At 54.9% G+C, this 13,567-nt stretch carries 18 protein-coding genes and 1 pseudogene; 15 read left to right on the forward strand and 4 right to left on the reverse strand.

The genetic code is table 11. The features are described 5' to 3' along the window. The first annotated feature begins 208 nt into the window (after window positions 1-208). From MK6180000_RS14100 to MK6180000_RS21030, 4 genes are all read left to right on the forward strand, one after another. On the forward strand, window positions 209-1,507 hold the full coding sequence (locus tag MK6180000_RS14100) for a tyrosine-type recombinase/integrase (protein WP_138935309.1): 1,299 nt from the start codon (window positions 209-211) through the stop codon (window positions 1,505-1,507). A 176-nt stretch (window positions 1,508-1,683) separates the two neighbouring features. Beyond that, window positions 1,684-2,274, forward strand: a complete 591-nt coding sequence (locus MK6180000_RS14105; protein WP_138935310.1) for a hypothetical protein — start codon at window positions 1,684-1,686, stop codon at window positions 2,272-2,274. A gap of 84 nt (window positions 2,275-2,358) precedes the next feature. Then, on the forward strand, window positions 2,359-2,544 hold the full coding sequence (locus MK6180000_RS21025; RefSeq protein ID WP_138935311.1) for a helix-turn-helix transcriptional regulator: 186 nt from the start codon (window positions 2,359-2,361) through the stop codon (window positions 2,542-2,544). 15 nt (window positions 2,545-2,559) lie between these two features. Then, window positions 2,560-2,769 (forward strand): hypothetical protein, encoded by a 210-nt coding sequence (locus tag MK6180000_RS21030; RefSeq protein ID WP_138935312.1) that lies wholly within the window; start codon window positions 2,560-2,562, stop codon window positions 2,767-2,769. Here the strand turns inward: MK6180000_RS21030 and MK6180000_RS20725 are convergent. Then, window positions 2,691-3,041, reverse strand: a complete 351-nt coding sequence (locus tag MK6180000_RS20725) for a hypothetical protein (protein WP_246040529.1) — start codon at window positions 3,039-3,041, stop codon at window positions 2,691-2,693. The two genes, MK6180000_RS21030 and MK6180000_RS20725, sit on opposite strands and share 79 nt — an antisense overlap. Here MK6180000_RS20725 and MK6180000_RS21035 point away from each other — a divergent pair. The 6 genes from MK6180000_RS21035 to MK6180000_RS14140 all read left to right on the forward strand — a co-directional run bounded on the left by MK6180000_RS21035 (window position 2,949) and on the right by MK6180000_RS14140 (window position 7,886). Then, complete coding sequence (locus MK6180000_RS21035) at window positions 2,949-3,644, forward strand: DUF7146 domain-containing protein (protein ID WP_425466847.1); 696 nt, start codon at window positions 2,949-2,951, stop codon at window positions 3,642-3,644. The two genes, MK6180000_RS20725 and MK6180000_RS21035, sit on opposite strands and share 93 nt — an antisense overlap. After that, entirely contained in the window at window positions 3,641-5,143 is a 1,503-nt protein-coding gene (locus tag MK6180000_RS14125; protein ID WP_246040531.1) for a YfjI family protein, read from the forward strand. Before MK6180000_RS21035 ends, MK6180000_RS14125 begins: the two co-directional genes overlap by 4 nt. Beyond that, window positions 5,140-5,484: a hypothetical protein gene (locus MK6180000_RS14130; RefSeq protein WP_138935313.1), complete on the forward strand. Its 345-nt coding sequence runs from the start codon at window positions 5,140-5,142 to the stop codon at window positions 5,482-5,484. The genes MK6180000_RS14125 and MK6180000_RS14130 overlap by 4 nt, the downstream gene beginning before the upstream one ends. A 280-nt stretch (window positions 5,485-5,764) precedes the next feature. After that, complete coding sequence (locus MK6180000_RS20535) at window positions 5,765-5,872, forward strand: type I restriction-modification system subunit M N-terminal domain-containing protein (RefSeq protein ID WP_215811715.1); 108 nt, start codon at window positions 5,765-5,767, stop codon at window positions 5,870-5,872. Continuing rightward, the gene (locus MK6180000_RS14135) at window positions 5,869-6,753 is read left to right on the forward strand and encodes a DUF6615 family protein (RefSeq protein WP_138935314.1); all 885 of its coding nucleotides are present in this window, start codon (window positions 5,869-5,871) and stop codon (window positions 6,751-6,753) included. Before MK6180000_RS20535 ends, MK6180000_RS14135 begins: the two co-directional genes overlap by 4 nt. After that, window positions 6,753-7,886 carry a DUF4268 domain-containing protein gene (locus MK6180000_RS14140; protein WP_138935315.1) on the forward strand — a complete coding sequence of 378 codons (1,134 nt, stop codon included), beginning with the start codon at window positions 6,753-6,755 and terminating at the stop codon, window positions 7,884-7,886. Before MK6180000_RS14135 ends, MK6180000_RS14140 begins: the two co-directional genes overlap by 1 nt. A gap of 264 nt (window positions 7,887-8,150) precedes the next feature. Here the strand turns inward: MK6180000_RS14140 and MK6180000_RS14145 are convergent, their stop codons facing one another. After that, the gene (locus MK6180000_RS14145) at window positions 8,151-8,342 is read right to left on the reverse strand and encodes a YgjP-like metallopeptidase domain-containing protein (RefSeq protein WP_138936518.1); all 192 of its coding nucleotides are present in this window, start codon (window positions 8,340-8,342) and stop codon (window positions 8,151-8,153) included. Window positions 8,343-8,373: 31 nt separating this feature from the next. Between MK6180000_RS14145 and MK6180000_RS14150 the strand changes: the two are divergent. From MK6180000_RS14150 to MK6180000_RS14160, 3 genes and pseudogenes are all read left to right on the forward strand, one after another. Next, a pseudogene (locus MK6180000_RS14150) lies at window positions 8,374-8,534 on the forward strand (IS3 family transposase); the annotation flags it as partial. Window positions 8,535-8,587: 53 nt separating this feature from the next. Then, the gene (locus MK6180000_RS14155) at window positions 8,588-10,384 is read left to right on the forward strand and encodes an SIR2 family protein (protein ID WP_138935316.1); all 1,797 of its coding nucleotides are present in this window, start codon (window positions 8,588-8,590) and stop codon (window positions 10,382-10,384) included. A 4-nt stretch (window positions 10,385-10,388) separates the two neighbouring features. Then, complete coding sequence (locus tag MK6180000_RS14160; protein WP_171054632.1) at window positions 10,389-10,769, forward strand: hypothetical protein; 381 nt, start codon at window positions 10,389-10,391, stop codon at window positions 10,767-10,769. A gap of 72 nt (window positions 10,770-10,841) precedes the next feature. On the opposite strand, the gene MK6180000_RS14165 is transcribed toward MK6180000_RS14160, so the two are convergent. Next, window positions 10,842-11,450 (reverse strand): HNH endonuclease signature motif containing protein, encoded by a 609-nt coding sequence (locus tag MK6180000_RS14165; RefSeq protein WP_138935318.1) that lies wholly within the window; start codon window positions 11,448-11,450, stop codon window positions 10,842-10,844. Window positions 11,451-11,847: 397 nt separating this feature from the next. After that, a complete protein-coding gene (locus tag MK6180000_RS14170) occupies window positions 11,848-12,561 on the reverse strand; it encodes a helix-turn-helix transcriptional regulator (protein WP_138935319.1) in 714 nt (237 codons plus the stop codon). A gap of 108 nt (window positions 12,562-12,669) precedes the next feature. On the opposite strand from MK6180000_RS14170, the gene MK6180000_RS14175 reads away from it, so the two are divergent. Both MK6180000_RS14175 and MK6180000_RS14180 read left to right on the forward strand, forming a co-directional pair. Further along, window positions 12,670-13,077 carry a GFA family protein gene (locus tag MK6180000_RS14175; protein WP_138935320.1) on the forward strand — a complete coding sequence of 136 codons (408 nt, stop codon included), beginning with the start codon at window positions 12,670-12,672 and terminating at the stop codon, window positions 13,075-13,077. Next, window positions 13,074-13,511, forward strand: coding sequence for a VOC family protein (locus MK6180000_RS14180; protein WP_138935321.1), 438 nt, complete (start codon window positions 13,074-13,076; stop codon window positions 13,509-13,511). The genes MK6180000_RS14175 and MK6180000_RS14180 overlap by 4 nt, the downstream gene beginning before the upstream one ends. The last annotated feature ends 56 nt before the right edge of the window (window positions 13,512-13,567 follow it).

Here is a 13,567-nt window from a genome sequence, read left to right on the forward strand (position 1 = left end):
TTAGAATCTCGAATTAAATATATAAATCAATTTATTATGACAAAATTAATGGCGGAGACGATGCCCGCCATAAATGAGAGGTTACTCATCGCAACTTGTCGCAGTATCCTGTTTCATAACAACTATATGCACCCAACCCTGTCGTAACCTATTGCATCTTGATGCATCCATTCTCATACATGAAGGCGGGTACAATGAGGGGTGAGATATGCCGCGCGTCGCTAAAGAGCTTTCTGCATTGGATGTGAAGAGGCTGCAGCACCCTGGCGTGGGACGCAACGTTACCTTTGCAGTGGGAGGGGTGTCTGGCCTTCTCATACAGATAACCCCAAATGGCGCGCGGACGTGGTTGTTAAAGACGACGGTCGGAAAAAGACGCAGAGAAATCGGGCTTGGTGGTTTCCCCGATGTGACGCTGGCTCAGGCACGTGAGCGTGCGCGCGAGGCCAAAGATCAGATCCGCCGAGGCATCGATCCTATCGAAGAGCGCAAGGCCGCAAAGGCAGCGTTGGCCACTGCTCAAAAGCGTGGCCTGATTTTTGCAGATGCGACGGACAAGTGTCTTGCGGCCAAGCTGGACGCCTTCAAAAATACCAAACACCGCGATCAATGGCGCAACACCCTACAGACCTACGCCATGCCCGCGCTTGGGACGATGCTGGTGAATGAGATCACGGTACAGGATGTGTTGCGAGTGCTGGAGCCCATTTGGCAGACAAAGACCGAAACGGCGTCGCGTCTTCGCGGTCGCATCGAGGCGGTTCTGTCCTGGGCCACTGTGTCCGGACATCGCGTCGGCGACAACCCGGCTCGCTGGGCTGGAAACCTGAAAGAACTGCTTCCCGCTGCAGCCAAGGTTGCAAAAAAAGAGAACCATCCTGCGATCCAAACAGACGATGCGCCACGTTGGTTCGCTGCGTTGCGTAAGCGGGATGGTATGGGCGCACGCGCCTTGGAATTTGCTGCGCTGACCGCTGTCAGGTCACAGGAAGTGCGCGGCGCGCTCTGGGAGGAGATCGATCTCGACGCTGGTATGTGGGTGATCCCGGCACTTCGTATGAAGATGGAGCGCGAGCATCGTATCCCGCTGTCGACAGAAGCTATGGCACTCATAGCGGCTCTGCCACGCTTTAAGGGAAACCCTCACCTATTTCCCGCGCCTCGTGGAGGCGAGATGTCAGACATGACACTGAGCGCCGCAATGAAGCGGTTACATGCAGCTGACTTGGCGGATGGCGGGCATGGCTTTGTAGATCGTGTAAACAAACGCCCTGCTGTGCCACACGGCCTGAGAAGTACTTTCCGTGATTGGGTGGCAGAGCGCACGCATTTTCCGGCTGATATGGCAGAGGTCGCGTTGGCTCACACAATCGGAAACGCAGTTGAAGCATCCTACAGACGTGGCGACATGGTCGAAAAACGTCGGGTGATGATGACGGCGTGGAGTGACTTTTTGGCAGGCAGGCCAAAGTCTTGCAGTTCCGACGTACTGAGCTTGGTGGGTTAATGGGTCGCTTTATTCCATGTAATTGCGACCGTCCTTACGATAAATGCTACCGATGTGCCGTAGAATACGTCCTGCGGGAACTTGGATGGAACCCTAATTGCCAATGTCTTGGCAGCGGGACGCTCTGTGATGAAGAATGCGGCCCAATCCGAGCGGATTGGGCGATAGCCTTGGCTATGGCCGACGCCACAAGCAGTGAGTTTGCATTTCAACGACTAAATAGTCGCGGAATGAAGTTACAGAGGCTCTTAATCGCCAAGGATGGCCATGAAGTCGACATAACAGAGGAAGCGTTGTCTGAATCTCTGACCGCTAGGAACGAAGTCCACTTTGCACACTATGCACCAGATGTTGAAAAAGCGGCGATCGAACTTAATAGTGAAGCTCAAACGGATCCGATTAGCTTTGACGCGGCTCGTCACTTGGTGGCCAAACAAATAAGACTTGGCCATCCCATACCAGAGGCGCTGCGTGAGTGGGCCGCTGACACGATTGTCGGCTCAAACAAACGCCCGAAACAAAAGGGCAAGTATCGAGGCGCGACGTTGCGCCGAGACCGCCTGATAGCTGGACTGATTGGTGATATTGCGGACATGACCAATTTGAAACCGACAGCCGGCAAGCGCGGGGAAGGTACAAGCGCATGTAACGCTGTTGCTGAGGGGTTTAGCCTTTTGAGGCTTCAACCTGATAGCTACGAGTCGATGCTAAAAATATGGCGACGCCGAAAAGAGCTTTCCGAATTTAACTTTCATGAACGTGTGTAAAAACACTCATCACTTATTACAAACGACGGCCCAAAATCTGTAAATTACGTTGGCTCCAATCGCAATTGATTGGAGTGAACTGCAATGCCCGACATTTATTTGACCGACGTTCAACTCGCTGAACGCTACGCGATCCACCGTTCAACCCCGTGGCGCTGGACCAAGACTGACCCAACATTCCCTAAGCCAGTGAAATTTTCGCCGCAGTGTTCGCGTTGGAAGCTGTCCGAGATTGAAGCCTGGGAAACCCGGCGCGCTAAGGCATCTTAGTTAGGAGGACATGGCGTGAACAATTATAATTCCAAGAATACTAAATGGGTGTCATTCGTGGAGCTGGCCCAGCGGACTGAACTGGCACACGAAGATGGCCATCCCCCAAGGTTGGGTGGCGTAGATCCCAATGTTGAACTGGCACATCACGTGGCCTGCATCATGGCAGGTACAATCCTCTGCGTGAAACAATTTCCGCGCATCGCATCGGAGGAATTGTTGTGATTGACCTCATGAACCCCAAAAACCTCGCTGCTGACCTTGGTGGCAATTGGTTCCACAACTACGGGGTTGCGCCATGCCCTGTTTGCCAGCCTCAAAAGCGCAAGGACCAAAACGCCCTCACAATCAAAGGTGATGGCAATAGGTTGCTGTTGAACTGCAAAAAGAACGGGTGTGACTTCATGGATATTCTGATCGCCACGGGGATCCGCCCAGGCACGGTTGAGATCGATCGGATCGCGATCGAGGCAGCCGCGCAGAGCCGGGCGGCTCAAACCGCAAAGTCAAAGGCGCGCGCCCGGTCTCTCTGGGACCATGGCAAGGCAATCCAAAGGTCAAAGGGGGAAGCATATCTTAGGGCGCGCGGAATTATCGGCGTAATCCCCGACACTCTGCGCTGGTTGCCTGACACCTACCACGGACCGTCCGGCCAATACTTCTCGGCCATGATCGCGAACGTTTCTCCTACGGGCGGAGTTCACCGCACATTTTTCACAAAGAAAGGGCAGCGCTTGAATAAGTCAGCAAAGATGATGTTGGGGCCATGCTCAGGGGGCGCTGTGCGCCTGTCTGACGCCATCGGGCCTCTCGTGGTGTGCGAGGGTATCGAAACCGGCCTGAGCCTGCTCAGCGGCTTGTTGAGCGGCCCTCATGCCGTTTGGGCGGCATTGTCCACCTCAGGGATCAAAGGGCTTACCCTGCCTCACAAACCCAGGGATCTGATCATTGCCACCGATAGCGACGACAGCGGAGCGGGCAAGGACGCAGGCGACGTCTTGGCACGCACAGCATATGCGCTGGGCTGGAAGGTATCGCTCATGCCCGCGCCGGAAGGTATGGATTGGAATGATGCGCTGCAAAGCGGGGTGACGGTATGAGGATTGCAACCGCGCAAGCCACCCCTTTCAGCCCCTTGGATGATTGGGCCACGCCTGACACGTCAATCATTCGCCCTGAGCGCCCACCGGCCCCTGATATGTCTGAAATTGAATTTAACGCGGTTTTCGGGCCGTGGACCAATTGGCTGCGCTCTGCCGCTGAGGTGAAGGGTGCTCCAGTGGACTTCGTGGCGCTGTCTTTGCTGTCCACAGCCAGCGCCATCATTGGCAATACCCGCTGGGCTGTACCGTGGGAGGGCTGGAAGGAACCGCCCACCATCTGGGGGATGTTGATCGGCGATCCAAGCTCAGGGAAAAGCCCTGCCCTTGATGCCATCCTTGACCCGGTAAAGCAGATAGACAACGCACTGAGCGCTGAGTATTCGGCCAACCGCCAAGACTGGGCTGCGAAGGATGAGGTTGCCAAGCTGATCCTGGCGAAGTGGAAGTCAGACGTAAAAATCGCCATTGGGGAAGGTGACGAGCCCCCCTTGAAGCCGAAAGATGCAGACGCAGGCGCGCCACCCGTTCGTGGTCGCGTCCGCATCACGGACACCACAACAGAAAAGGCCGCTGAGTTAATGAGCGATGGCTGGCGCGGCTTGTTATTGTCGCGTGACGAGTTGTCAGGCTGGTTAGGCAGCATGGATCGTTACAGCGGAGGCGGTGATCGCCCGTTTTGGTTGGAAGCCTATGGGGGTCGCAGCTTCACAGTGGACCGCAAAAATAGCCCTGAACCCGTCATGATCGACCATTTGACGATTGCCATTCTCGGCGGCACACAGCCCGACAAGCTGGATAGCCTTTTGCTGAACAGCGATGATGATGGATTGCTTGCCCGGTTTCTTACTGTTTATCCAGCGCAGGTGCCTCTGCGCCGCCCAACAACCACATTGGACGCAGGTGTCGCGCAAGAAGCGATGGAGCGCCTGAGGGCACTAGAGCCAACCATTGACGATCAAGGGGCCAAGCGCCCGTTTTTCCTGCACCTAGATCCGCAGGCGCAGGATGTCTTGCAGGAGTTTCGGCAGCAATGCCGGGATTGGGAGACGGATGCGGCAGGGTTATTGAAAAGCCATATTGGCAAGATGCCGGGCATGGCCGTGCGTGTCGCAACAGTTCTGGCTTTGCTGGATTATGCCATCGGTGCAGCGCCAGCAGTCCACACCATCGGAGCGGAACACCTGGGCCGCGCCTGCCATTATGTGGGAGAATACCTGCGCAAACACGCGCACCGTGCCTATGGGGCGGCGTCCATGCCCGCAGAAGTTCGTGCAGCCAGCCGTATCGGTGAAATCATCATGGCCGAAGGTTTGCGCCAGATCAGCACCCGAGAGATACAGCGCCGGGGCTTGGTAGGGCTACAATCGGCAAAAGAGATTGGCCCCGCCTTTACCGTCTTGCAGGACGCTGGGTGGGTATCGTCAATTCAGCAATCAGGTCCGGGGCGTCCGGCCAAGATTTTCGCCGTTAATCCACGTTTGGAGGGGGTCCAATGAGCCGTTGGTTAGCGCTAGCGAGTGGTGCCACATTCGATCCCGATACCCCGCCTGACAACCTGACAAAACCTGACAGTACCCTCACCATTCAGCCGAATGAGGGGTTTTGTCAGGTTTTGTCTAATTGTCAAATAAGTGGAGAGGGTGAAAGCTCCACCCTCAAACCTGCCTCGAATACCAATGATATGCAGCATGGGTTTGCCAGCACCGGACACCTCAAAACATGGACGGGAAAAATCGTGTCTCTGGATGCATGGCGGCAGCTTTCCGAGTGGGATCGCCATGGACCTGATCAACGTCAATGGAATGGCAAGACTAACCAGTGGGGAAGCATAAAGTGACTACCATGATTATCTAACTGATACCGATCTCCGCAACATCTACGAAGGCTGCGCTCCATACACCACCGGAAAGCTAAGGACAGCACGCCGTGGTTGGAAATCGTGGCAACAGCCCGCGATAATCGGAATCTAAGACGTTTTGTGAACTCCAGGCTGGGTTCATCTCAGAAAAACCAATACAAACCGTGGGTTGCATAGGGCTACCTCTTCAGCCATATTTTAGGGAAAATAGTCAAATCGGCTGCCACATTTAGCCGCATATATAGGTCAGGGTATCAGAATGAGTTTGGAACAAACCCTCTTTGCCGCCGCTGACAAAATGCGTCGATCGCTGGATGCAGGCGAATACAAACACTTTGCCCGCGATTGGGTGGAGGAGGTGGCATGACGGTCATCGCCTCGGGCGACCTCCGCGCCTACCTGCGCGGACTGGCGCATCGCGTTTGGGCAGACCAAACGGAGGCGCGGCAGTTCGGCTTAAAGCTTCAGGAAGAATCGATCACCGAAATGCTGCTCCTGCAGATCGCGCGGGACCTTTCACCACTTGGGCTTAGGGTCCGCATGTTCTCAAAACGTCAGGAGGGTGGCTACACGCGCAAGGACGGCACCGTAGTGACTGTTGCAAACGGTGCGGACTGGGAATGGTTCATAGACTTGCCCGATTGTATGGTGGGTTTCCGTGTCCAGGCGAAGCGTTTGTTCGGCTCCGCACGCGAAAATGGTTCGTACAAAGGCTTCAAACCGGGCGGCACCCAAATCGACGATTTGGTCAATGCCGCAGGCACTGACATGAACCCAGTCTACGTCTTTTACAACCATGGCTTCACACGCAATTCATCTCTGTTCAAGCGTTCCACGACGACCAATTGGTTCGGCTCCAGCGCATGGGGATGTTCCGTTGCAAGCGCCGCGTCCATGAAGGCTTTGAAGTCCAAAACGCTGGTGTCGGTGCTGCCAGGGATGGTGCCTTGGCACCGGTTCTTTGCATTGGGCGAGAACGCAGGACGGGGGTGCACCGTCAGCAGGATGTTAGCAAACATGCCCGGCAACCAAGCGTTCAAGGTCGCGACAAAAAGACCGGACTGGTTGGGGCTTCTCCTCAACATGCGAGCCGACCAACGCCCAGATCAACTCGATGTGCCGGAAATATTCGGTGACGATGATGCTTCTGAAGACGGTGAACCCGAAGATGACACACCAATGAATCGGTTCCTGCGAAAGCGTGGCTTGAACGGCGTCGCCTATTTTGATTTTCGGAAGGAAAGCTGATGTTTCAAGTGAACCGTTCCGAAAACCGCCTGAAGAAGCTTGAAGAAAAGCGTTTTTCCGATCTGAACCTGCGCGAGCGGGAGCATTTGCAGGAATGGCTTGCCAACCAGCCCGATGCTTTGGGTGAAGAGCTGTTGATCATCCAAAAAGAGTTTGACGGTTTCGCCGACACCCGCGAACGGCTCGATCTTCTGGCCCTCGACAAGGACGGTCAGCTTGTCGTGATCGAAAACAAGCTCGATGATTCCGGTCGCGATGTGGCATGGCAGGCGCTCAAGTATGCCGCCTATGTATCAAGCCTGACCAAGGCGCAGATTGTCGACATCTACCAGCAATACCTCGACCGCTACTGCGGCGGGGGCAATGCGGTGGCCCAGATTTGCGATTTTCTGGAAGAGGAGGAGCTTGTCGAAGTTGACCTGAATCCGGGGACAAACCAGCGCCTGATTTTCATCGCGGCCAATTTCCGCAAAGAGGTCACCTCAACAGTCCTATGGCTACGCGAACACCGCATCGATGCGCGCTGCTTCAAGGTCATTCCCTATGTGTTTGGCGAAGAACTGTTTGTGGATATTCAGCCGGTGATCCCTACGCCAGAGGCTGCTGATTTCATGATAGGGATGGCAGAGAAAGAGACGGAGGCACGCGGTGCACAAGGCGAACAAAAGAGCCGCCATAAGTTGCGTCGCGATTATTGGGAGATGGCGCTGGATGCGCTGAAAGAATCGGGGGATACCCTTTATCAGAACATTAGTGCCGGTAAGGACCATTGGTTGAGTGCCGGATCTGGGCTGCGCTCTTGTCCATACGCGTTGATTTTCGGGAAGTCAGAAATCCGTGTTGAGTTCTCATTCAGTCGTGCGGAAACCGAAGAAAACAAGTGGCTTTTCGATAGGCTTATCCAAAACAAGGACCAGATCGAGACGGCGTTTGGAGATGAGATCCAATGGCTCCGGCTAGATGACAAAAAGGCATCGAGGATCCAATATGCGCTTTCCTGTGATGGCTATGATCGAGAGCGGTGGCCTGAATATGTCACATGGCATGTTAAGCATATGAGGAAATGGGAAGCCGCGCTTAGGGGGCCATTGGCTGAGCTCAATCAAGCACTGAAGGCAAGAGGGAGCGCTTAATGCCTTGGACTTCTGAAGCTGATCTTGAAGTATACTTCATCGAAGAGCTCCGCAAACTCGGATTTGCCTTGCAGCATGGCTCTGAAATTTCGCCTGAAACGCGAAACCCGATGCGAGCAAATTTCCGAGAAACGATCCTTGCTCCGGTATTTTTCGACACACTGCCTTGCCTAAATCCTAATTGCCGGAGAGTGCGGTAAACGCATACTCAAATACCATGGTTACCCACCAGACCTACAATATCTTATTGGAGCCACGTCTGGCTTATTCGTGCAGAAGAAGTTCAACCAATCCATCCAGGTGATGTTTAGCCTTCCGCCAGTCGCCAGCATGGGCGTCGATCAAGTTCCTGAATGCAGGACCGTGGTCGTGGTGCTTCAGGTGGGCGAGTTCATGGATCAGCACATAGTCGATACAGGTTCGTGGTGCTTTTATGAGGTGTGGGTTGATGATTATCTCTCCGGATGGCGAGCAGCTTCCCCATTAGCGATACGACTGCAATCACGTCAGACCGCATTCACTGTTGGCCAACAACGTGCCGCAAAAGCGCGTCGAGCGCATGAAAGATTTGATGGTGCCGCGCCCGACGCGCTTGCTCACAACGAAACCGAGGAATATGAAATGAGAACCCGCAAACTTTCGTTTTGAATGAGAGATCCTCGGGGGCGGCAGGGCATGAAACAAGCATTCACGGAGAGACCATGTCGATATTAGCCGGTGATCCGCTTACACAGCTCGCCTTCTCGGTTTACGAGAATAAGGGCGTTTACGCGTTGCTCGTGGGATCGGGCATGTCACGCGCAGCGGAAATTCCAACCGGATGGGAGATCACCATTGATCTCGTTCGCCGTACTGCAGCAGCGCAAGGCTTTGAAGATCAAACGGACTGGGCAGCTTGGTACAAGGATAAGACAGGCAAGGAGCCGAATTATTCTGAACTGGTCGGCGAATTGGGGCTGTCTCGCGATGAGCGCCGCTCAATCCTGCACAGCTACATTGAACCGGATGAAAAAGACCGCAAGGAAGGTCGCAAACTCCCGACGAAAGCACATCACGCCATCGCATCGCTTGTGCGCGAGGGTTACGTCAAAGTCATTGTTACGACCAACTTCGACCGGCTCCTGGAAAATGCCCTGCGAGAGCAGGGTGTGGAGCCGACTGTTGTCGGCTCGGTCGATGCCCTCAAGGGTGCCGAGCCGCTCTCTCACACGAACTGCTATCTCGTGAAGCTGCACGGCGACTACAAGGATGCGCGCATTCTTAACACAGACGAAGAACTGACCGCCTATCCCCCTGAGTATGACACACTTCTTGACCGCATCGTTGATGAGCATGGTCTTATCGTTTGTGGCTGGTCGGGAGAATGGGATCACGCGCTGCGCGCTGCAATTCTGCGCGCGCCAGCGCGACGTTATCCCTTGTTTTGGGCTGCGCGGGGCAAGCTCGGTGATGGAGCCGCAGAGATCGCCAAGCAGCGGGATGCGAAAGTGATAGAGATCGCTGATGCTGACGGATTTCTTGGCGTGCTGAAGGAACGGGTTGAAACCCTGGCCCGCACTCATCGGCAGAATCCGCTGAGCATCGATCTTCTGGTGAATTCGGTAAAGCGGTATTTGGCGAAGCCGGAGCACCGCATTCAGCTTGATGAGCTCTTCACGACGCAAACTCAGAATCTTCTCGATAAGCTCGACGCTGCTGAACTCACCGGTCAAGTGCAATTCAGCCTGGATGAATTCAGGCGGCGCGTTGCCCTGTATGAAGCCCTGACCGAGCCGCTTGCACGCATGGCCGGTGTTCTAGGGCGCTGGGGTGACGGTAGCGAGAAGTCTTTGGTGCTGGATGTCATTCGAATGCTCTGCGCCCATGCTGACCGCGAAGGGGCAGGTCTCAATGTCTGGCTGGACACCCGAACCTACCCAGCCGTTCTGGTTATGACCGGCTATGGTCTAGGACTTGCTCGCAGTGAGCGTTGGGCTGACCTACATGAATTGTATCTTTCGCCGGTCAAAAGACGCAACAGCAACGATACAAAGCGGGCCGTTGAGCGGCTGTTCCTTTGGGCATGGCCAGGAGGCAACAACGACTATTGGAAGAATCTCGAAGGGTTTGACCGGCGGAAGACCGCTCTGAGCGATCACCTTTGCGGGCTATTTGAAGAGTGGGGCAAGTCGTTTGTGGGCGTGCTGCCGGAGTTCGAGCGGCTCTATGAGAGCTGGGAAGTCCTCGGCAGTCTGGCGCACCTGGAACGGGCCGAGATCGCCGAACTTGAAGCCGAGTTGGCCGAGCAGCCAAGGAACGGGTTTGTCTGGTTTCCAATCGGGCGTAGTGGTTGGCATGAGCGGATGCGAGAGCGCATTCTGGAAGACTTTCTATCCGATGGCATGAAGCCGGTTCTCTTGGAGGCTGGCTTTGGCAAAGGAGATGATGACTTCCTGCAAAAGTCAGTCGCTAACTATCAACGATTGGCTGGACGTATTGGTTTTAACATTTCACAATGAATCATTGCCGCACGCCCTGATGATGGCCGGGCTCGATAAGTCCGCTGTCAGCGTGGTGACAGGAAAAAATACAAGCACGTTCAGCATCTTGGGCGTGGTAGCTTTTGCTTGCGTCCGCTTCCGACCCGTGACGGCGTTAATGACGATTGATCTTGGCACGCGGTGTCGTGTGACGATCCCGGGAGGTTTTGACATGGAGGCCGACTATCACGCCAGCAATGTCGACCACGTCACCGAACCGCTTTTGATGGGTTTCGAAAATGACAATGTCCCCGCCGCGTCGCAGCTTCACCAAAACAGTCATTCAGTGCATTGCGCTGCATATTCGAGAAGTGAAGGATTGCAACGCGAACATACCGTTCGATCTCAAATGCCGCTCAAATAGTGGTCTTCGGTTCGTAGCTACAGCTCAAATGCCCAGTTCAGCACGTCGAACTGGCTCGGTCAAATTGGCGGGTCAATCTTTGTGCAGATGCCAAGAACCCAGATTAGTTTTGTGCCAAGTAAGACCATAATTCGCTGGCTTGGTCTCGCCCGTGTAGGTGACCTGAGGAATGGGACTACCGAAGGCTATGTCGGACGATTGACTATCGTTAATGGGCTCCGGATCTGGCTCGCGTTGTTCGCGTTGAGGGCTCTTCGAAGGTAAGAGCTCTCTCTGAGCTACATCAACGGCTTTCAGGTCAGCTAGCTCTGAGAGCAAAGCTCTGCGCCTGTTTCCGGCGTTATCGCGGCGTGTCACAATCCGAAGATTGGTAGGGTTATTGTCTGATGGGTTGTGGTTTACGTGGTCGACATCAAAGTCCCTCGGCAGCCATTTCCCAAGAGTTATTGCTGCGATGAAGCGGTGCGTAAGTATCGACTTCTTGCCGTGCTGAAACCAAAGGTAGTCGTGACCTTCCCGGCTCTTGCTTCCGTTTGGTACTTCCCCCTCCACGACGCCCAAGAGATACTCAAACGATTTCTCCATGATGACCTCGTCCAGAGTGGGATAAGGTATTTCATGTGAGTGCTCTGTTTTGAAATGCCTCAACAATATGGACTTGACGTATTCTACATCTTCCATCTACAAGCATCTCCCCCAAGCAAATTTAAGTGGTCACTGTTTTCTGACCAAGTTTGCCGCGATATTTAACGGGTATCTATGCCAAGCGCCAGACTGATCAAATCCCGTTAGATACCATGCAGAGAGAATTATTACATATGGTCAGAACCAGACCAAAGCTAGAGCGAAAAAGGGAACCGAATTCCGCGATGCAGAAATGCGGTCACTGAGGAGCGATGTCGCTCAACTTGAACGGCCCAAAGCTGCCATTAATCGACTTAGTCGGCACCGCATCGCAGCTTCCCTAAAGCCGCCGTTCGTCGCAAACGCAGCATTGGCGATCGCTGAGGGGGGGGGGGGGGGCTCAGCGGACTTGACCGGTTGCGATGGTTGTTGCGCGGCGAACTCGTGGTGACGTCTAACTGGTATTAGCCGTTTGGTTATAACGTTGCCGATACTCATCCATCGCTGCCCGCCATTCGGCCTTCAAATGGTCCATCCGGCGCGGAGTTTTCTCAGTTAGCACCTCCCCCTCGACGATCCGTTCTGTCCGAAAATAGCGAAATCCCTGCCTGAGTTCACACCAGGCCGCCACGATCCGTCCATTGTCCCGATAGCCAAGCAGGATCGGCCAGATCACCCGGTCGGTCAGCACATTACGGGAGTCACGATAAGTAATGAACAATTTAACCCCCTGACGAATGGCCAGACGGATGTCCGCCGCCCCAAGCACTTCCGAGAGCTGCTCGACAGGTGCCACACTCACCGCAGGCTCAACAAAAGAGGTCTCAAACGTCCTTGGAACGACCGCTTCAACCTTGGTCAATAATTTCTTGGCCGCTAAGGCCAACTCGGGTTCGCCGCGTGTCCGGACCCATTGCGCGCCGAGGATCGCGGCCTCAATCTCATCGCTGGTCAGCATCAGCGGCGGCATATGAAACCCCGCCTCTAGGATGTAGCCGACGCCCGCCTCGCCCTCGATCGGAACGCCTTGTGCCATCAAGGCGGCAATGTCGCGATAAACCGTCCTTTTGGTCACGCCGAGTTCGTGGCCGATGGATTGGCCTGAGATTGGAGCTCGCGCGCGGCGCAGGATTTCGATGATCTCAAATAACCTGTCGCCACGTCTCATATCGGCCTCCCTCCAGCCAAACGTACAATGCTGACACTATGGTGACAACACGGTGTCAGCATAGGGGTGGTATGGGGTGACCATCGAAACAAAAAGAGAGGAACTTCGATGACCATCAAAGGAAGTTGTGCCTGCGGTTCGGTCCGCTTCGCCATAGAAGGTACGCCCTCCGGCTTGGGCACATGTCATTGTTCACGCTGCCGAAAACTCGGTTCATCGTCGATCATATTCATCAAACGGGAACAATTCAGCCTGCTCGAAGGCGAAGGCCATATCGAGACGATTCAGCCCCGCGCGCCCTATACCTACACCCGCTCCTTCTGCCGATCCTGTGGCACGGCCCTCGGGGAACCTCTGTCCCCGGATAAATCCTTTCCAATCAACGCCCAGTGCCTCGATAGCGACCCCGGGATTGCTCACTCCTTCCACGAATTTTCTGAAGACCGTCCGGTTTGGGATGCTCCCTTGGATATACTCCGTGACATCCATTCGACCCCGGGAGAGCCGATCCAATGAAAACGATCCTTGCCCTATCCCTATCCACATTCTTGGCAGCCTTGAGTGGGGCTCAGGCCGAGAACGCGCCACACGGCGATGCCATTCTCGCCATGGGCGCCTATGTTCCGACGAAAGATATGGCGTCATCGGAGGCGTTCTATCGAACGCTCTTCGACCGTGAACCGGCTATCCAACTCGACGACTTCGTTGCCTTCCACATTGCTGGCGGTTGGTTCGCAATTGTGGCGCGGGAGAGATACGCTCCTGACTCAGGCCCCGGCACCGGGTCCGTGCCGTATCTTCAATCCGGCGACCTGGAACAAGTGCAGGGCCGCGCCGCCCAGGCAGGCCTTTCCATGCCCAAGATTATTGCGGAGCCGGGCATTCATATTCTCAGGATTATTGACCCAAACGGCCAGCCGATCGAGTTCTTCATGCTGACCGGCCAATGAGGCAGTTAGCCGTTATGCACCGTAAACGTCAGACGCTGCTCTGAGGGTCATGGACG

The sequence above is a fragment of the Roseovarius arcticus genome (assembly GCF_006125015.1).
GTDB lineage: Bacteria > Pseudomonadota > Alphaproteobacteria > Rhodobacterales > Rhodobacteraceae > Roseovarius > Roseovarius arcticus.